Source organism: Streptosporangium saharense (assembly GCF_014203715.1).
In the GTDB taxonomy this organism is placed as follows: Bacteria; Actinomycetota; Actinomycetes; order Streptosporangiales; family Streptosporangiaceae; genus Streptosporangium; species Streptosporangium saharense.
Genome location: NZ_JACHJP010000001.1, coordinates 661,268 through 677,800, shown reverse-complemented (window position 1 = coordinate 677,800; position 16,533 = coordinate 661,268). Strand labels below are relative to the sequence as shown.

The 16,533-nt window shown below is 72.6% G+C and carries 18 protein-coding genes; 11 read left to right on the top strand and 7 right to left on the bottom strand.

The genetic code is table 11. From position 1 onward, the window contains the following. Positions 1-17 precede the first annotated feature (17 nt). Entirely contained in the window at positions 18-2,783 is a 2,766-nt protein-coding gene (locus tag FHS44_RS03320; RefSeq protein WP_184712364.1) for an AfsR/SARP family transcriptional regulator, read from the bottom strand. 95 nt (positions 2,784-2,878) lie between these two features. Here FHS44_RS03320 and FHS44_RS03315 point away from each other — a divergent pair, with 95 nt between their 5' ends. After that, a complete protein-coding gene (locus FHS44_RS03315) occupies positions 2,879-3,331 on the top strand; it encodes a carboxymuconolactone decarboxylase family protein (RefSeq protein ID WP_184712363.1) in 453 nt (150 codons plus the stop codon). Between the two features lie 26 nt (positions 3,332-3,357). Next, on the top strand, positions 3,358-3,648 hold the full coding sequence (locus tag FHS44_RS03310) for a hypothetical protein (protein WP_184712362.1): 291 nt from the start codon (positions 3,358-3,360) through the stop codon (positions 3,646-3,648). A 3-nt stretch (positions 3,649-3,651) separates the two neighbouring features. Here FHS44_RS03310 and FHS44_RS03305 read toward each other — a convergent pair whose 3' ends face one another. Beyond that, complete coding sequence (locus tag FHS44_RS03305) at positions 3,652-4,632, bottom strand: saccharopine dehydrogenase (protein ID WP_184712361.1); 981 nt, start codon at positions 4,630-4,632, stop codon at positions 3,652-3,654. A 66-nt stretch (positions 4,633-4,698) separates the two neighbouring features. On the opposite strand from FHS44_RS03305, the gene FHS44_RS03300 reads away from it, so the two are divergent. Next, positions 4,699-5,286: a TetR/AcrR family transcriptional regulator gene (locus FHS44_RS03300; protein WP_184712360.1), complete on the top strand. Its 588-nt coding sequence runs from the start codon at positions 4,699-4,701 to the stop codon at positions 5,284-5,286. Between the two features lie 23 nt (positions 5,287-5,309). Here the strand turns inward: FHS44_RS03300 and FHS44_RS03295 are convergent, their stop codons facing one another. Then, positions 5,310-6,161 (bottom strand): LysR family transcriptional regulator, encoded by an 852-nt coding sequence (locus FHS44_RS03295; RefSeq protein ID WP_184712359.1) that lies wholly within the window; start codon positions 6,159-6,161, stop codon positions 5,310-5,312. Between the two features lie 82 nt (positions 6,162-6,243). On the opposite strand from FHS44_RS03295, the gene FHS44_RS03290 reads away from it, so the two are divergent. After that, positions 6,244-7,137: an MBL fold metallo-hydrolase gene (locus FHS44_RS03290; protein ID WP_184712358.1), complete on the top strand. Its 894-nt coding sequence runs from the start codon at positions 6,244-6,246 to the stop codon at positions 7,135-7,137. Between the two features lie 10 nt (positions 7,138-7,147). Here FHS44_RS03290 and FHS44_RS03285 read toward each other — a convergent pair whose 3' ends face one another. Both FHS44_RS03285 and FHS44_RS03280 read right to left on the bottom strand, forming a co-directional pair. Continuing rightward, on the bottom strand, positions 7,148-7,921 hold the full coding sequence (locus tag FHS44_RS03285) for an NAD(P)H-binding protein (protein WP_184712357.1): 774 nt from the start codon (positions 7,919-7,921) through the stop codon (positions 7,148-7,150). Further along, on the bottom strand, positions 7,918-8,946 hold the full coding sequence (locus tag FHS44_RS03280; RefSeq protein WP_184712356.1) for an AF_0692 family protein: 1,029 nt from the start codon (positions 8,944-8,946) through the stop codon (positions 7,918-7,920). Before FHS44_RS03280 ends, FHS44_RS03285 begins: the two co-directional genes overlap by 4 nt. A 134-nt stretch (positions 8,947-9,080) precedes the next feature. Between FHS44_RS03280 and FHS44_RS03275 the strand changes: the two genes are divergently transcribed. Genes FHS44_RS03275 through FHS44_RS03265 form a run of 3 tightly spaced genes read left to right on the top strand, consistent with a single transcriptional unit; the run spans position 9,081 to position 13,763 of the window. Continuing rightward, positions 9,081-10,193: a sensor histidine kinase gene (locus tag FHS44_RS03275; protein WP_246435228.1), complete on the top strand. Its 1,113-nt coding sequence runs from the start codon at positions 9,081-9,083 to the stop codon at positions 10,191-10,193. After that, positions 10,181-10,840 (top strand): response regulator, encoded by a 660-nt coding sequence (locus FHS44_RS03270; protein WP_221460305.1) that lies wholly within the window; start codon positions 10,181-10,183, stop codon positions 10,838-10,840. Before FHS44_RS03275 ends, FHS44_RS03270 begins: the two co-directional genes overlap by 13 nt. Before the next feature lie 37 nt (positions 10,841-10,877). After that, a complete protein-coding gene (locus tag FHS44_RS03265) occupies positions 10,878-13,763 on the top strand; it encodes a DUF7824 domain-containing protein (protein ID WP_184712353.1) in 2,886 nt (961 codons plus the stop codon). On the opposite strand, the gene FHS44_RS03260 is transcribed toward FHS44_RS03265, so the two are convergent. After that, positions 13,721-14,071, bottom strand: coding sequence for a hypothetical protein (locus FHS44_RS03260; RefSeq protein ID WP_184712352.1), 351 nt, complete (start codon positions 14,069-14,071; stop codon positions 13,721-13,723). The genes FHS44_RS03265 and FHS44_RS03260 overlap by 43 nt on opposite strands. A gap of 30 nt (positions 14,072-14,101) precedes the next feature. Then, positions 14,102-14,446: a MerR family transcriptional regulator gene (locus FHS44_RS03255; RefSeq protein ID WP_184712351.1), complete on the bottom strand. Its 345-nt coding sequence runs from the start codon at positions 14,444-14,446 to the stop codon at positions 14,102-14,104. Positions 14,447-14,538: 92 nt separating this feature from the next. Here FHS44_RS03255 and FHS44_RS03250 point away from each other — a divergent pair, with 92 nt between their 5' ends. The 4 genes from FHS44_RS03250 to FHS44_RS03235 all read left to right on the top strand — a co-directional run bounded on the left by FHS44_RS03250 (position 14,539) and on the right by FHS44_RS03235 (position 16,524). Then, positions 14,539-15,336 (top strand): aminotransferase class IV family protein, encoded by a 798-nt coding sequence (locus FHS44_RS03250; protein ID WP_184712350.1) that lies wholly within the window; start codon positions 14,539-14,541, stop codon positions 15,334-15,336. Positions 15,337-15,368: 32 nt separating this feature from the next. After that, on the top strand, positions 15,369-15,491 hold the full coding sequence (locus FHS44_RS03245) for a hypothetical protein (protein ID WP_376771574.1): 123 nt from the start codon (positions 15,369-15,371) through the stop codon (positions 15,489-15,491). 25 nt (positions 15,492-15,516) lie between these two features. Next, positions 15,517-15,711, top strand: coding sequence for a helix-turn-helix domain-containing protein (locus FHS44_RS03240; RefSeq protein WP_184712349.1), 195 nt, complete (start codon positions 15,517-15,519; stop codon positions 15,709-15,711). A gap of 96 nt (positions 15,712-15,807) precedes the next feature. Beyond that, complete coding sequence (locus FHS44_RS03235) at positions 15,808-16,524, top strand: helix-turn-helix domain-containing protein (protein WP_184712348.1); 717 nt, start codon at positions 15,808-15,810, stop codon at positions 16,522-16,524. Positions 16,525-16,533 lie beyond the last annotated feature (9 nt).

Sequence of the window (16,533 nt, the reverse complement as noted above, 5' to 3'; positions counted from 1 at the left end):
TTCCTCGGGGTGTTTCCTTACCGCCACAAGCCTGTCACCCCTGCGGACTCTCCCGTCAGGTCCAGGAGGGCACGGAGCTCCCCGCCCTCGGGGACACCGAGTTCGTCGTAGAGGGCCAGGGCAAGCCGCCCGTGCTCGCAGGCCCGTTCAGGGCTCCCGAGTGTCAGGTGCGCGCGGGCCAGCCCTTCGTGGGCGCGGGCCAGCTCGGGCCGGTTGCGCGTCAGCTCGGCGAGCGCGAGGGCCGCCGTGTGCCCCTCGACAGCCCCGGCCAGGTCGTCGGCCGCCTCGGCGAGCCCGTTGAGCGCCGCCGCCTCGTCGGCCGCGTTGCCGAGCCCGCGGTAGAGGGCGGCGGCCCGCTCGTGACGGACCCGCGCCTGGGCCAGCTCCCCCTGGTGCCGCAGGACGACGCCGAGATGGTTGAGCGTCACCGCCTCCCCCGCCGGGTTGCCCACCTTGCGGTGCAGCGCGAGCGCCAGGTCGAGGTGGCGCCTGGCCTCCTCGGGACGGTCGGCCCGGTCGAGCACGAGGGCGAGGATGCCGAGCACGTGGGCCTCACCCCAGGTGTCGGCGCCGATCCTGGTCAGGTCGAGCGCCTGCCTGAGGTACTTCTCGGCCTCGGCGTCCCGGTGGCGGCGCAGGGCCACGTTCCCCAGCGCGAGCAGGGCCAGGGCCCGTTCCTCGGCCTTCTCGCACACGTCGAGGGCCTGCTCCGCGTACTCTTGTGCCCGCTCGTAGTCGCCGAGCCGCCAGTGGGTCCACGCCAGGTCGGCCAGCGCCCGCGCCTGGACCCCACGGTCTCCGAGCGTACGGCTGCGCCGCAGCACCAGCGTGTGCAGGGTGAGCGCGTCGTCGTGGTGCGCGTACCTGTCGAGATAGAGCCCTATCGCCAGCGCCAGGAGACCGAGGCAGATCTCCGGCCCCTGGACGGCGGTCGCGATGATGTTCGCGCGCTCGGCGTCGAGCCAGCCGATCGCCTCGGCGGCGTCGCGGACGGGCGGCACCGGGGTCGCCGGTTGGGGGATGCCCTCCCGCTGGCCGACGGTGTGCGGGAAGAGCCGGTCCATCGCCGCCCGCGAGCGGTGCAGGTAGTAGGCGAGCAGCCGCATGACGGCGCCGTCGTCCTCGGCGATCGAGCGCGCGTGCTCGCGGAGCAGGTCGTGGAAGGTGTAGCGGCCGGGTTCGAGCTGCAGGAGCATGTGGGCGTCGAGGAGCCCCTCGAGGAGTTCCTCGGCCTCCTCCTCGGAGATCCCGGCCAGCGCCGCCGCGCCGTACGGGTCGATGTCGCGTCCCGGCACCAGCCCGAGCAGGCGGAACATGCGCCGCTCCGCCTCGTCGAGCTGCTCGTAGGAGAGGGTGAACGCGGCCGAAACACCGTCCAGGAGCCTGCGGTGGTCACGCAGCCGGTCCGCCAGGTAGGCCACGGTCCAGCGCGGGCGGTGCTGGAGGCGGGCGGCGGAGATCCTGATCGCCAGCGGGAGGTGCCCGCACAGGCGCAGCACGTCTCGTACGGCCTCGGCCTCACGTGAGGCGCGTTCCCCCACGATCCGCCCGAACAGCTCGACGGCCTCCTCCTCGCCCAGCACGTCAACCGAGAGGGCACCGGCGCCGTCGAGATCGACGAGCCGCCGCCTGCTGGTGACCAGGACGAGGGTGTCCGAGCGCCCCGGCAGCAGGGGCCGGACGTGCTCGGCGTCCAGGGCGTTGTCCAGTACGGCGAGCACCCGGCGACCGGCCAGTTCGGCACGCCACAGGGCGCCCCGCTCCGCCGGTGAGGCCGGGATGCGCTCCGCGGGCACCCCGAGCTGGCGCAGCAGGGTCTCAAGCGCGGCCGCGGCGTCGACCGGCTCCCGGCCCGCGGTGTGGGCCAGCAGGTCGATGAAGAGCTGTCCGTCCGGGTAGCGCCCGGCCAGCCGGTGGGCCGCGTGGACGGCGAGCGTGGTCTTGCCGATCCCGGCCATGCCGTCGATCGTGATGACCGCCGCCCCACGGTGCTCCCCGACGAGCCGCCCCACCTCGACACTTCGTCCGGAAAAATCGGGAATGTCGTACGGCAGGAAGGCCGAGCGGCGCACCGGCGCGGCGGCCGGGGTGTCCGTCAGCACCGCCCGCTCCAGCTCGACGAAGGCGTGCCCGGGGTCGAGACCCTGCTCCTCCGCGAGAGCCGTACGGTAGGAGCGCGCGGCGGCCAGGGCGTCGGCCTGCCGTCCCGCGCGGTGCAGGGCCAGGACGAGGTGACCGTTGAGCCTCTCGCGCAGCGGGTTGGCGTTCACCTGGGCCGCCAGCTCGTCGAGCAGGTCACCGTGCCGCCCCTCGGCCAGCTCCCCCTCGACCAGGCGCTCGTAGGCCGCGAGTCGACGGTCCCGCCACAGCTCCCTGGCGCCGGAGACGTAGTGCGCGTGCACGTCCTCAAGCGCCTCGCCGCGCCACAGGTCCAGCGCCGCGCGCAGCTCCCCGGCCGCCACCAGCTCGGTGAACTCCCGCGTGTCGAGCTGCCCCGGCTCCGGCCGCGCGACATACCCGCCGCCCCGCGTCTCCAGCAGGTGTACGGCTCCCGCGCCCCGCAGCACCTTGCGGATCGCGGTGATCGAGGCGTGGATCTGCGAGCGGGCGGTGTCCGGCCGGTCGTGGCCCCACATCGCGTCGATCAGCCGCTCGATGCCGATCACCCGGCCCGCGTTGAGCAGGAGGTAGGCCAGCACGGCCCGGTGACGTGGGGCGATGCCCGTCAGCGGGGCGCCGTCAACGATCACCTGGACAGGACCGAGCAGGGTGAAACGCGGCATCGTCCCCCCATCACGGTCGCATCGTGCACGCATAGCGAATGTATCAATCCGGACATCCACTCTGGTCTCACACCAACCGCGATGGAAGGAACACCATGGAAGCCCGGATGAAGAACCCCGCCTCGATCATCCCCGGCGTGATCCAGCCCGTTCAGGAGCTGATGAAGGCCGCCCAGTCGCAGGGCCTCCCCCAGGAGCTCATGGAGATGATCCACCTGCGGGTCAGCCAGATCAACGGCTGCAGCTTCTGCGTGGACGCGGGTCTGAAGAACCTGCGCAAGCTCGGCGCGAGTGACGACCGCGTCGGCCTGGTCGTGGCCTGGCGCGAGGCGCCGTACTACACCGACGCCGAGCGGGCCGCGCTCGCGCTGGCCGAGGCCGCGACCCGGCTCGCCGACAACACCGACGCCGTCCCCGACGACGTCTGGGACAACGCCGCCGACCACTTCGACGAGAAGCAGCTCGCCTCGATCCTGCTGATGACCGCCGTCACCAACCTCTTCAACCGCCTGAACGCCCCGATCCGCCAGGTCGCGGGCAGCTGGTAAGCCCGATTCCGAAGGAGCAGCAGAACATGTCCGTGGTCCGCTCGCACCGCTACCTCGTCGCCGAGGATGATCTTGAGGAGTTCCTCGCCCGCAGGAGCTCACTGATCGCGACCGTCAGGGAGGGGCACCCCGGCCTCACCCACGCCGTGCTCGTCCGGCTTGAGGACGGCACCTACACCGACACCTGGCACTGGGAGAGCGCCGCCCAGCTCGGCGCCGCCCTCGCCGCCATCTCCACCTTCCCCGAGGCCCCGCTGACCATGGCCCTCACCCAGGACGCGACCGCCCTGAACGGCAAGGTCGTCGACGAACGGTGAGCCTCACGTGTCGGTGAGGACGGTGCCCGCGTCCACCATCCGCTCGACCGCGAGGGCCGGGTCGAGCAGCGCCTCGGGGGCGTGGACGCCGGGCGCCACGGGCTCGCCGAGTAGGCGCTCCACCCCGAGGGCGATGCCGAGCGCGGTCAGGGGGCGCTGCCCGTCGGGGTGCGCGAGGCGGCGGCTCACCCCGAGCGGCGTCCCTCCGGGGCCGGTCCCCGCCAGGTCGATCCTGACCTCGACGGAGGCCGGACCTCCGCCGCGCCTGCCCGCCGACTCCCCGACCGCGAAGTCGAAGCGGACATTCGGCGCCCCCGTCGCGAGCGCGACGCTCGGCACGTCGGGGATGGCGATCGTCTGGCCGGCCAGGACGACGCCGTCTGCGGTCGCCACCTCCACCCGCGCCTCCTCACCGTCCACCCAGGCGAAGACGCCGTCGCGGCGCACCAGCCCGGCCGAGGTGGCGGCCATCAGCCGGTCCAGGTCCGCGACGGCGGCGGGCCCACCGGCGTCCAGTTCGTCCAGGATCAGGGCGATCCGGATGGCGTCGATCCGCTCGAACCGCCGGGCCGCGTCCAGTGCCGCGAGGACGGCGAGCCCGGCGAAGCTGTGGCTGGCCAGCAGCACCGGCGCCGACGCCCGCTGGGCCACGGCGAAGACCTCGGGCGCGAGGTCCACCAGCCCGTTGGAGATGCTGAGGTACGGCAGGCCGCGCCCCTGCGCGTAGCGCAGCCCGTTGAGGTGGGAGTCCCACACCGCCGCGACCACCGCCGAGTACTTCCCGTCCTCAGGGAGGCCGAGATCGTCACGCCGCAGGTCGATGGTCACGGCCGTGGCGGCACCGAGCCCGTCGGCGACCTTCCGGGCGCGGTCGAGGTCACGGCCCGCGAGGGTCAGCGGCAGCTCCGGGTGCCACCGCCGCAACACGGCCGCGGCCCCCGCGCCCGCCTGCCCGGACCCGCCCATGATCAGTACCGGTTCCATCGGTTTCCTCCCGTACGGCTAAGCTACGTTTTGTAGGCTACACGTTGTAGCTTAAGCTGGGGCACCATGGCAACACCGACGACCCGTCTGTCCAAGCAGGCGAGACGGGAACAGCTCCTTGAGACCGCCCTGACGATCGTGCGCACCCAGGGCGCGGACGGCCTGACCCTGCCCACCCTCGCCGAGGCCGCCGAGGTGAGCAGGCCGATCGTCTACGACCACTTCGGCACCCGCCACGGCCTGCTGATCGCGCTCTACCAGCGGCTCGACGAGCAGCACCGGGCCGCGCTGACCCGGGCACTGCGGGAGGCCGTGCCAACCGGCCACGAGGTCGCCCGCGTCATGAGCGCGGCCTACTTCGCGTGCGCCACGGCCATGCCGGAGTTCAACGCCGTCTCCGCCGCGCTACGGGGCAGCCCGGAGATGGAGGCGGTCCAGCGCGAGGCGCTCGACGGCTACACCGACCTGATGGCCACCGCGCTGGCCCCCCACTCCGGCCTGCCCGCCCCGGCACTGAGGCTGCGCTGCGTCGGCGCCCTCGGCGCCGCCGAAGCCATCGCCGCCGAACTCAACCACGGCCACACGACCCTCGAAAACGCCGTCACGGCCCTGACCGACCTGATCACGAGCACCCTGGACCCCCGGTCACGGTGAACAACCACCGCGAGCCGTACGCCTCACCCGCGATAGACAGTTACCGCGAGCCGGACCAGCGACCTGACCAGTGGGTTCGTGTCGCCCGTCCGCCAGGCCACGACCACGCGGCTCGGGGCCATGTCGGTCAGCGGGACCACGGTCAGTTCTTCGGGCGGGGTGTGCCCGAGGGGGGCCATTCCGACCGTGCCGTTCCAGAGCACGGCCTGCAGGCACTCCTGTACGGCGCGCACGACCGGGCCCTCGCGGGGTTCGCCGCCGTTCCAGTACGACCGCCAGAGCGGATCGACGCCGTCGGGGAACTGGAACCAGCGCCGTCCTGCCAGGTCGGCCATGCTCAGCCGGTCACGCCGGGCGAGCGGGTCGTCGGCGCGCAGCACGGCGCCGACCGGATCGGCACGTAGCTCGCGCACCGTCAGCCCGGTCTCGTCGAACGGTCCACGCGTCAGGGCGACGTCCACCAGCCCGGCGCGCAGCCCACAGGTCGGGTCCGTCAGGTCGGTCTCGCGGACGCGGATCTCGACGTCCGGGTGCCGACGGCGATAGACGGCGGCCAGCCGGGTCGCGCCCCGGTCGGTGCCGTCGCCCAGGATGCCGACGGTGACGGTCGAGGCCCCCGCCGCGACGGCCACCCGCACCCGCAGCCGCTCCGCCCGCCCAAGCAGGGCACGCGCCTCGTCGAGCAGCGCCGTACCGGCCGGGGTGAGGCTGACTCCCGAGGCCGAGCGGTGCAGCAGGACGGCGCCGAGGTCGGCCTCAAGACCCCTGATCGCCCGGCTCAGCGGCGGCTGGCTCATGTGCAGCCGGGCGGCGGCCCTGCCGAAGTGGAGTTCCTCAGCGACGGCCACGAAGTAGCGCAGCGTGCGTAGCTCCATGACCGGCGACGATACCCGCACGGTATCGCCGCCACCCAACCGGACTTGGACGGCGACGACCCCTCGGCGGTGCAATCGGGGCATGACCCACGAACCCATCCCCGACCCCGCCGTCCAGACCTCCGGCGCCCAGGAGATCGCCCGCGACCTGCTGGTGGTCCCGAACCGGCGGGCCGGACTGGTGCCCAACATCGGCGTCGTCGGCGGCACGCGGGCCGTCCTCGTCGTCGACACGGGCATCGGCGTCGCCAACGCCGAGCAGGTCCTCGCCCTCGCCTCCGAGGTCGCCGGGGGCCGCGAGCTGTACCTCACCACCACGCACTTCCACCCGGAGCACGCCTTCGGCGCGCAGGTGTTCGCCGACGAGGCCACCTACCTGGTCAACCGCGCCCAGGCCGACGACCTCAGGGAGAAGGGGCAGGGCTACCTGGAGATGTTCCGTGGCCTCGGCGAGACGGTCGCCCGCCGCCTTGACGGTGTTCGGGTGCCCGTCCCCGACCTGGTCTACGACGACGCCCACGACCTGGACCTCGGTGGTCGCACGGTACGGCTGCGCCCGACCGGCCGGGGTCACACGAGGGGTGACCAGGTGGTCGAGGTGCCGGACGCCGGGGTGCTGTTCACCGGGGACCTCGCGGAGACCGGGCAGTTCGCCATCTTCCCCTGGTTCCCGCCGTACGACACGGACGTCTCCGGCGTGGGCTGGCTGGCGGTGCTCGACCGGCTGACCGCCACGGCTCCCAGGACGGTGGTGCCCGGCCACGGCGACCTCGGGGGTCCTGAGGTGCTCACGGACGTCCGTGACTACCTGCGCGAACTGCGCGAGGAGACGTGGCGGCGGCGCGACTCGGCGATGGAGGAGACCGAGATCCTCGCCGAGGTCCGCGCCCTGCTCCTCGAACGCCACCCCGAGTGGACCGGCCGGGAGTGGATAGACCGGGGCGTCTCCTGCCTGTGCGCCGAACACGCCGTGTGACCCGCCACGGTCAGCGGGGCTTCGCCGTACCCCCCGAAAGCAGCCGGGAGACCATGCTCTCCGCTGGCCTGCCGAGCACCCGTTCCAGGTCGGGTGTCTGCCGCTCCAGGTCCCCCGCACGCACCCGCGCGTTGAGCCAGCTCATCGGCCCAGGGCCCGCGTCGGGCACCTCCCGGTAGGGCACCCCGAGCGCCTCGGCCACCCCGGGGTGACTCCACAGCGGGCCGGTGAAGTCATAGGCGCGGCCCAGATGCCCCTCCTCGGTCAGGACGTTCGCCGCGGCCTCGGCCAGGTCGGTCCGGAACGCGGTGTTCAGCCCCCGTCCCCCGGTGCTGCCGGTCAGCTCCCCGCCGGAGACCTGCGGGACGAACGCCTCACCGTAGAAGGGATGCCTCAGCAGGGTGTACGGCAGGCCGCTGCGGAGGATGGCCTGCTCCGTGGCGTGGTGCGCCTCGGTCATCCCGGTCGGGACGATGTCGGCGTCCAGGAAGCTGGTGTAGACGACGGCACCGACCCCCACCTCGACGGCCGCGGCGATCGCGGCGAGGTGCTGGCCGATCCTGCGGGCCGGGTCGAGCTCGGGAGAGGAGATCAGCAGCAGCCGGTCGGCCCCCTCGAACGCCGCGCGCAGACTCGCCGGATCGTCGTAGTCACCCCTTCTGACTTCCACCCCCGAAGGAGCCCGCCCGGGATCCCGTACGGCGGCCACCACCTCCGCCCGGTCCCGCAGCCGATCGACGACGAGACGGCCGAGAGCGCCCGAAGCGGCCGAGATGACAATCATGAGGCTCCCTCTGGAAAAGACCGCTCACAGTGAACCGCCAACCCCCGAGGGGACGCCACCCGTTTTCCCAGCAGGGCCAGCAGCGCAACCATGACCACGCCGACAGCAGCAAGGCTGAGCCGGTCGGCCGTCGTGTCGGCGTTGGAGACCAGCCCGAAGGCGGTGTGGGCGACCAGGGCGCCGGTGGCCAGGGCGAGACTGTGCCCGGGCGTCCACGGGTCACCGGCCGTCCAGCGGCGCAGGAGCCACCCGGCCCCCACGGCCAGTACGGCGGCGGCCGCCATGGGCGCGACCGTCCACCCGCCGTGGGTGAAGAACGGCCGCGTCGCGCCCCCGAAGGGAAACAGCAGCGCCAGGTATCCGAACACGACAACCCCGCCGAACACCCCGGTTACCGCAGGCCGGGGCGGTTTCCCCGAGGACGTGCTCCGGGGAAGCCGTAGCCGCAGGCCCGCGAACGTCAGCAAAGCCACCGCGACCGCGCACCCCACCAGGACCGCCGTCGACGCCCGGTATCCGGGGTCGATGCTCGTCACCACGGTCACCCGCAGCAGCAGCGCACCCAGGACGAAGACCACCCCGGCCGACCAGACGCCCAGCCTGCCCAGGTAGGGCCGCTCCCGCAGGGAGGGGAAGACCAGGTCGGTCAGGAGGATCGGGATCACGGCGCTGAAGACCGCGTGGTAGGGAATCTGCAGTTCGGCGTAGGCGCTGTTCAGGCCCAGGATCCGGGGCGCCCACCCTACGGCGCCGTACATCGTGGGGCTGCTCAGCGCCTGCAGGGCCAGGCCCTCCTCGACGATCCCGTAGGCGGCGCCGAGGAGCAGCACCCCGGCCCAGCCCGTCCCCGCCCGCCGTACCAGCTCACGGACCAGGACGGTGCCCGCGCCGTAGATCGGGATCCACAGCAGCAGGAGCCACGCCATGCGGAGCGGCGGGTTGCCGAGGGTGAACTCGGCCACGAGCGGTGTGACCACCGCGAGCAGCAGTGCGGCCAGGCGGCCGCGGGTCCGGTTGGCTGTCATACGGCGATCGTGGTCCGCGCGCCCCCTCCCTGGCCTGTGCCCCCGGGCCTGTCCGTGGCAACCCAGGTGAGCGACCGGCGGCGACTTTGGTTGCTGCCCCCGGCCGACTCGCCTGGTTACGCTGGTCGTCCGTGATGGCAGACGTACGGCCAGGGCCGGCCAGGACCTCCTGGGACAGGGCGACGCGGATCGGCGGCCTGACCTGCGCGCTGGTCGCGGCGGTCGCGGTCGTACTGGGCGAGGTCGGCGACACCTGGTTCTTCGTGGACGTGGCCGGTGGCGTGGCGGCGTGCGCCGCGCTGTGGCCGTCACGCCGGTGGCCCGCCACGATGGCACTGGTGGCCGTGGCGATCTCGGTGTTCGCGGCCTCGGCGTCGGTCGCTGCGGGCGTCGCGACGCTGATGGCAGCCCTGTACCGGCGTTCCGCCGTCGCCGTCGCGGTCGGCGCCGCCTGGGTCGCGGCGACGCTGACACGGTTCTGGCTCCGGCCTCCCGGGCTGGCGCCGTACCCGGTGTGGGCCCTGGTCGCGGTGCTGTTCGGGGTGGCGCTGACCGGGTGGGGGATGCTCGCGCGGGCCCGCCGCCAGTTGCTGCTCTCGCTGGTCGAGCGCGCCCGCAGGGCCGAGGAGGACCAGCGGCGGCGCACCGAGCAGGCCCGCCACGCAGAACGCCTGGTCATCGCCCGCGAGATGCACGACGTGCTGGCGCACCGCCTCTCCCTGCTGGCGTTGCACGCCGGAGCCCTGGAGTTCAACGCGAAGGCCGACCCCACGGAGGTCGTCGAGGCGGCCTCCGTGGTGCGCGCCAACGCCCACCAGGCCCTCCAGGAGCTGCGCCAGGTCATCTCGGTCCTGCGCGAGGCCCCCGTCCTGGCCGAACTCGACCTGCGGGCTTTGGTCGAGGAGGTACGGCACGCGGGCGCCCGGGTCGAACTGGACGACAGTGGCGTACGGCTGGCCGACCTACCGGGCACCACGGCCCGAGCCGCCTACCGAATAGTCCAGGAGGGCCTCACCAACGCCCTCAAACACGCCCCCGGCCAGCCGGTGACCCTCCACCTCACCGGCACCCCGGGCGAGGACCTGACCATAGAGGTCCGCAACCCCGTCGAGGGGTTCTCCCAGGGTGAGGGCGCGGGGCTGACCGGGGTGCGGGAGCGGGCGGAGTTGGCCGGGGGGCGGGTCGAGCGCGCCGGGATCGAGGGCGGGGAGTTCCTTCTGACCGTCTGGCTACCATGGCCGACATGACGGCCGTACGTGTGCTGGTCGTGGACGACGACCCGCTCGTCAGGGCGGGTCTGACGCTGATGCTCAGAGGCGCGGAGGAGTTGGTCGTGGTCGGCGGGGTGGCCGACGGCGCCGACGTCGGGGCCGCGATCGAGGCCCACGCGCCCGACGTGGTGCTCATGGACATCCGGATGCCGGGCCTGGACGGGATCGACGCCACCCGGCTGCTCCGGCGCCGCCCCGACCCGCCGCACGTCATCATGCTGACCACGTTCGACGCCGACGAGCACGTCTTCGGCTCCCTGCGCGCCGGGGCCAGCGGGTTCCTCCTCAAGGACACCCCGCCTGAGGGCATCGTGGACGCGATCCTCAGGGTCGTCGCCGGTGAGCCGATCCTGTCCCCCAGCGTGACCCGGCGCCTGATCGCGCACCTGACCCCGGAGACGGAGAGCCGCCGCCGCGACGACGCCGCCCGGCTGCTGTCCAGGCTCAGCGACCGCGAACGCGAGGTCGCCGCCGCGGTCGGCCGTGGCCTGTCGAACGGGGACATCGCCGCCGAACTCCACATGAGCGTCGGCACGGTCAAGGGCTACATCTCCCGAATCCTCACCAAAACCAACCTCGAAAACCGCGTCCAACTAGCCCTCATATCCCACGACGCCGGGTGATCCGCTTCTGTCGGAGCCGATCTCTACGGTGTGCGGCATGACGACACTCCCCGAAGGCGGGGCCTGGTCGAGCGTGCGCGCGGCCATCTCCACCGAAGACCCGGCCCAGGTCGCGGAAGCCGTACTGGCTCTCGACGAGGCGGGACGCCGTGCGGTGGCCCGCGAGCTGCCCGGCCACCTCGGCCCCGCCAAGAAGGAGACCGCGGAACGCAACCCGCGTCAGAGCGAGTGGTCCTACGCCGAGAAGTGGACCGAACCCATGCGCGTCGCGGGCGCGGGCACCATCGCCGGAGCTGCGGCCGTGGCGACCTGGCTCTACCGGCGTGACTTCGCCCTCTGGCGACAGCCGCTCGACTCCGGGCCGCTGCTGAGTGTGATCACCGCGCGTCCGCAGGACTGGCAGGCCGACCTGGCCGTACGGCTGGCGCTGCGGCTGCGTGGCAGCCGGGCTCAGGCCAGGGACGGCAGCGCTTCGCTGGCCCTGGAGTTGCTGCGCCGTACCGGCGTGACCCCGCCCGAGCACGACCCGCTCGTCGTCGCGTGGGTCTCCCAACCGCCGGACCTGGAGCACGACCCGCTGGCCGAGCACCTAGTGCCCCGGCTGTTCGAGGCCGAGGGGGTGGGCCGGGCACTACGCGAGGACGTCGTCGATCCGCCCGAGTGGGACTCCGGCCGTCGCACCTGGCTGGGGGCGCTGCGCGACGCGGTCGCGGCCGGGCGGTTCGCCGCCGAGCCGTTGGTCGAGGGCTGCGTACGCCGCTTCCTGCGCGGCGGCAGCGCCACCGACCTGCGGTTCTTCGCCCGGCTGCACGAGATGCTCGCTCCCGGGCCGAGCAGGGAGCGCACCCGCGACTATCTTCGGCTGCTGCCCGCGTCCCCGGGGCCCGTTGCGGAGCTGGCGCTGCGGCAGGTGCGCGGCTCGGACTGGCTGAGTGGCGAGGAGGTCAACGAGGCGGCGGTCGCGCTGCTGTCGCGCCCCGAGGGCAAGCTCGTCCGCGCCGGACTGAGTCTGCTTGAGCGGGCCGCCCGCGACACGACCGGTGACCTCGACGACCTGGCCGCCGCGCTCGCCTCGGCGTTCCTGTGCGAGTCGTACGAGGTACGCGAACGCGCGGTGCGCCTGGCCGTCAAGCACGCGGGACGCTTCACGGCCACCGGGGCCGAGGCCGTCCGCGAGGCGGCGAGTTTCCTGCCCGCCGACCTGGCGGGGCGGCTGGCCGAGGCGTACGGCGTGGCGGCGGCCGAGCCCGAGGTGGTGGACGACTTCGAGCCGGGGTCGCTGCCGCCGTTCGAGCCGCTCCCCCGTGAGCCGTTCCCCGCGCCGCTCACCGACCTGACCGGCACCTACGCCTCGACGAACGACGGCGTCACCTTCGAACGCTGGCTCGACGGCTTCGTCCGCGACCCGTCCGGGCGGCCACGTCCCGGCCAGGGAGGCATCTACCGGCAGCGTCAGTGGCACCGCCTCGAAGAGTGGACGAAGGCGATGCTGCGCGAGGCCGCCGCCCCCGGTGAGGAACCGCCCATCCCCGAGGAGCCCCGGCGGGCTCCCGAGCCCGTCATACACACCATCGCCGTACGCACCCCCGACGGGGACATGGAGGTCGGCTTCGGCGGCCTGCCCGCCGAGACGCGCGACAAGATCATCTCCGGTCTGCGGCAGCGCGGCATTCCGCTGGGCAACCTGGAGCACTTCACCGAGGAGCCACCGCTTGAAGCCGAGATCCTGCACACGATGGTCATACCGTCGGGTCCCTGGAGCGGCGGCGACAGGGAGGAGGAGCCCAGGCCCACGAACCGGCTGCCGGACCCGCGTCACGTCTCGGCGCCGCACTACGCCATGCTGCTGCGCTGCGCCGAGATCCACGCCGCGCTGAAGGCCGGGACGCTTCCGCCGTACCTCCTGGCCACCCCGACCCTGACCTCCGGTCACCTCGATCCGGCCGAGCTGGTGACCCGTCTTGAGGGATACGAGCGGGCGGACGTCCAGGCGCTGCCCGCCGACCTGGGACAGGCGCTGCTGCGGCTGCCGCGCGAGGTGGACCCGGAGGTGGTCGACCGCGCCGGGAAGCTGACCTCGGAGGCGGGAGCCGTACTGGTCCGCTGGCTGACCGACCGGCCGGAGCCGAGGCTGCGCGTCGACTGGTCGTCCTCCGGCGGCGACTACACGCACGACCGGCAGAAGGGCGGGCACAGTCCCCGGCTGCACCCCCGCGTCCGGATCGAGCCGACCGGGCTGGCACTGGTCGACGCGTTGCTGTCCGATCCGCCGTCCTGGCTGGGCGAAGAGGGCGGCGCGTACGTGCACGGCTGGCGGCTGACGCTGCCCTCGGACCGGGAGGTGGCGGCCATGCACCTGCTGCCGCACCTGCTCAACGTCTGGGATCGGCCCGGCTACTTCCACGAGGCCGTGACCGCCCTGCTCTCCCAGGACGGGCCGATCGGTGAGGCGATGGCGCTACTGATCGCCGTCCAGATGACCGAGCAGAGCATGTTCGGTTGGCCGGAACGCGGCCAGAGGCTGCTGCTGAACGCGACCGCCGCGGACCTCCTGCCCACCGTGGAGTGCGGACGTCAGCTCGGGCTGTGCCTGCGCAGGGACGTGACCAAGATGGGCAATGTACGGCAGGCCCTTGAGGAGTGCGCGAGGCAGGGCGCGCACCGGCAGGTGTGGGAGATCATGACCGGGTTGCTGCCCGTCTACCTGCCGGGGCCGGACGAACGACCGCACTCCGCGCACACCCAGGCGCTCTCCTTCGCGATCGACGCCGCTCGTTGGGCGAAGGCGCACGGCCCCGTCCCGGTGGTCGCGGAGGCGGCGGCCCGCAGGGGAACCAGCGGCTTCCTGAGGACCGCCCGCGCCCTGCACGAGCAACTGCTTCAGTCGCCCTGGGACCAGGCCGCTACCGGGAGGGAGAGGTAGATGCCGAAGTCGGTGAGGCCGGTCGCGGTGCTGATGGCTTCGTGGAGGGTGTCCACGCGGGCCTGACGGTTGGCGGCTCTGCTTTCGAACCACTTGGACCTGATCTCGATCACCACGTCCAGGCCGCAGCGGTCCAGCGGTCCCAGGGGGCGGAAGCGGATCTCGACGTCGCCTGGCTGGAGGTCACCGTCGTACGGCTCCTCGGGACACTCGACGGCCAGGGAGACCAGGTGGGGCAGGACGGTCCCCAGCTCGCGGAGCTTCGCCTCGGTCACATCCGGCCCATGGGTAACTTCCACCAACGGCATCAGGCCACCCTACGACCCCCGCCCCGGTGGTCAGGGGGGCGTCAGGTAGGAGGCGAGGGTGCCGCGGTCGCGCTGGAGGTTGTCGATGCGCTCGTCCATGGCGGCCAGCTCGCCGTTCAGGATGTCCCACAGGTCGGCGCACCAGTCGAAGTCCGGGCGTTCACCCCGCGCGCACGGCAGCACGGACCGGATCACCTCGGTGGACAGACCGGCCTTCAGCAGGGCACGGATCTGACGCACCGTGACCACGGAGTCCTCGCTGTAGTGGCGGTAGCCGTTCGTCCCGCGTCCGGTGGCGAGCAGCCCCTGCTCTCCGTAGTAGCGCAGCGAGCGGGGACTGGCCCCGGTTCTGCGAGACAGCTCCCCGATCAGCATGTGCCCCACCCTCGACGTGTTGACCTTTCCACCGGTGTGAAGGCTTAACGTCGCCCCAGGAACGGACATTCCACACACGTCTGGAGCGGCACATGTCCTTTTTCGCTGTTCACCGTGACGGCCACGTGGCGAGCGCCGAGGAACTGGCACCGCTCGCCTTCGCGGGCTACGCCCACTTCACCGCCATGCAGGTGCGTGAGGGCGGGATCAGGGGACTCGACCTCCACCTGGAACGGCTGCGGTTCGCCTCGATGGAGCTGTACGGCAGGGCCCTGCCCGACGACCGGGTGCTGGCACACCTGCGGACGGCGATCCAGGCCGGTCCTGCCGACCTGTCGCTGACGGCCACGGTCTACTCCCCGGCGGGCGAGTTCACCGACGCCGACGCGGAGCCCGCGCTGCTGGTGCGCACCGGCCCTCCCGCGACCGCCCCGCGCGGACCACTCGCCCTGACGGCCGTCGAGTACGAACGGGTCCTCCCGGCCATCAAGCACGTCGGCGAGGTGGCCAAGACATACTTCCTCCGACAGGCCGTCGCCCAGGGCTTCGACGACGCCGCCTTCGTCGATCGCCGGGGACGGCTCAGCGAGGCGACTATCTGGAACCTGGCCTTCTGGGACGGCACCTCGGTGGTGTGGCCCGACGCCGAGAAACTGGGCGGAATCACGATGGGGATCGTACGGCGCCGCCTGGAACACCTCGGCGTGCCCCAGCGCGTCCAGGAGATCACCCTCGCCGACCTGCCAACACTGACGGGCGCCGTGGTCATGAACTCCTGGTCCCCGGGAATCCCGGTGCACAGGATCGGCTCCTTCTCCCTGCCGGAGGCCCCGGCTTTCGTCGAGACGCTCCACCGGGCCTACCGTTCAGAACCGCTCACCGCACCGTGAGACCGTGTTCCTGACGGCTTCCGCCGTACGCCATCGTCCTGGGCATCCTGGGGGTCGCACTCATCGTGCTCGTGCTGCGGATGCTGCTCGCCCAGGCCGTCGCACGCGACGTCGAAGCGAGGCAGATGCAGGCCGAACTGGACGAGACGATCTGATGCAATCGTCGTCGACATCGACGTGATGCCGGCCAGGCGGAAGATGTCCGTGGGCGGCCTCGCGGACCGCGTCGGGATCACCCCCGCCAACCTGGCGGTACTCAAGAACGACCGCGCCAAGGCGGTGCGCTTCACGACACTCGCCGCGCTCCGCGAGGTGCTCAGGTGCCAGCCGGGCGTCCTGCTGCGCTGGGAGGCCGAGGACGCCTCGGGCGAATGACGTGCCCGGGGCCGGCTCGATCCTGTGGTGTCTGTCCCGCGTTCTCCGTCCGGTTAATCGCTGGCGGACGCGACGGTCTCCGGGTTGACTGCACCGGTGACCGCTTTGCCCGTGCCCGCCGACCTGGCCCATCTGGTGGCCGGGATCTGGGTGCTTGACGGTGACGTGGTGCCGAGAGGGTTACCGCAGCCCACGGTCGACCTGCTGGTCATGCCTGGTGGGATGTGCCGGCTGGCCGGGCCGGAGACGCGCGCTCGGCAGGGGACACCTCCCAAGGGCGGGTCCCTGATCGGGGTGCGGCTGCGACCGGGGACGGTGACCGGGCTGTTCGGGGTCGCGGCCGACGAGGTGCCACTGGCCGGGATGCCCATCGAGGTCGGGCGACTGGACGGGTCGGTGACCAGGCGGCTGGCAGGGGCGCTGGCACTGGTGCGGGAGCGGGCTGGGCGATGCCGGGTCGACGAGCGGGTGCGCATCGTGCTGGCGGCCATGCACGCGGCGCCAGGTGCGCCGGTCGACCGGTATGCCGCGCAGGCCGGGTTGTCCGAACGGCAGCTTCGGCGGCGATTCGGGGTGGCGGTCGGGCTGCGACCCAAGTCCTACGCACGCGTGGTGCGGCTGCACCACGCGCTCGCCGCCGCCCACGCTGCGGTGGCCAAGGGCGAGCGCCCGAACTGGGCCGCCATCGCCGTGCGCAGCGGCTGCTACGACCAGTCACACCTGCTCGCCGAGTTCCGGTACGCGGTGGGGGTGCCGCCGACCACGTTGCTGTCGGATGTCCGTTCTCTCCAAGCCTCGACAGGCCGGGGCTAACACACTCGA

Bases quoted from the DNA above. Each gene is read 5' to 3' on its own strand.
- FHS44_RS03320 (WP_184712364.1), bottom strand. From the start codon at position 2,783: ATGCCGCGTTTCACCCTGCTCGGTCCTGTCCAGGTGATCGTTGACGGC.
- FHS44_RS03315 (WP_184712363.1), top strand. From the start codon at position 2,879: ATGGAAGCCCGGATGAAGAACCCCGCCTCGATCATCCCCGGCGTGATC.
- FHS44_RS03310 (WP_184712362.1), top strand. From the start codon at position 3,358: ATGTCCGTGGTCCGCTCGCACCGCTACCTCGTCGCCGAGGATGATCTT.
- FHS44_RS03305 (WP_184712361.1), bottom strand. From the start codon at position 4,632: ATGGAACCGGTACTGATCATGGGCGGGTCCGGGCAGGCGGGCGCGGGG.
- FHS44_RS03300 (WP_184712360.1), top strand. From the start codon at position 4,699: ATGGCAACACCGACGACCCGTCTGTCCAAGCAGGCGAGACGGGAACAG.
- FHS44_RS03295 (WP_184712359.1), bottom strand. From the start codon at position 6,161: ATGGAGCTACGCACGCTGCGCTACTTCGTGGCCGTCGCTGAGGAACTC.
- FHS44_RS03290 (WP_184712358.1), top strand. From the start codon at position 6,244: ATGACCCACGAACCCATCCCCGACCCCGCCGTCCAGACCTCCGGCGCC.
- FHS44_RS03285 (WP_184712357.1), bottom strand. From the start codon at position 7,921: ATGATTGTCATCTCGGCCGCTTCGGGCGCTCTCGGCCGTCTCGTCGTC.
- FHS44_RS03280 (WP_184712356.1), bottom strand. From the start codon at position 8,946: ATGACAGCCAACCGGACCCGCGGCCGCCTGGCCGCACTGCTGCTCGCG.
- FHS44_RS03275 (WP_246435228.1), top strand. From the start codon at position 9,081: ATGGCAGACGTACGGCCAGGGCCGGCCAGGACCTCCTGGGACAGGGCG.
- FHS44_RS03270 (WP_221460305.1), top strand. From the start codon at position 10,181: ATGGCCGACATGACGGCCGTACGTGTGCTGGTCGTGGACGACGACCCG.
- FHS44_RS03265 (WP_184712353.1), top strand. From the start codon at position 10,878: ATGACGACACTCCCCGAAGGCGGGGCCTGGTCGAGCGTGCGCGCGGCC.
- FHS44_RS03260 (WP_184712352.1), bottom strand. From the start codon at position 14,071: ATGCCGTTGGTGGAAGTTACCCATGGGCCGGATGTGACCGAGGCGAAG.
- FHS44_RS03255 (WP_184712351.1), bottom strand. From the start codon at position 14,446: ATGCTGATCGGGGAGCTGTCTCGCAGAACCGGGGCCAGTCCCCGCTCG.
- FHS44_RS03250 (WP_184712350.1), top strand. From the start codon at position 14,539: ATGTCCTTTTTCGCTGTTCACCGTGACGGCCACGTGGCGAGCGCCGAG.
- FHS44_RS03240 (WP_184712349.1), top strand. From the start codon at position 15,517: ATGCCGGCCAGGCGGAAGATGTCCGTGGGCGGCCTCGCGGACCGCGTC.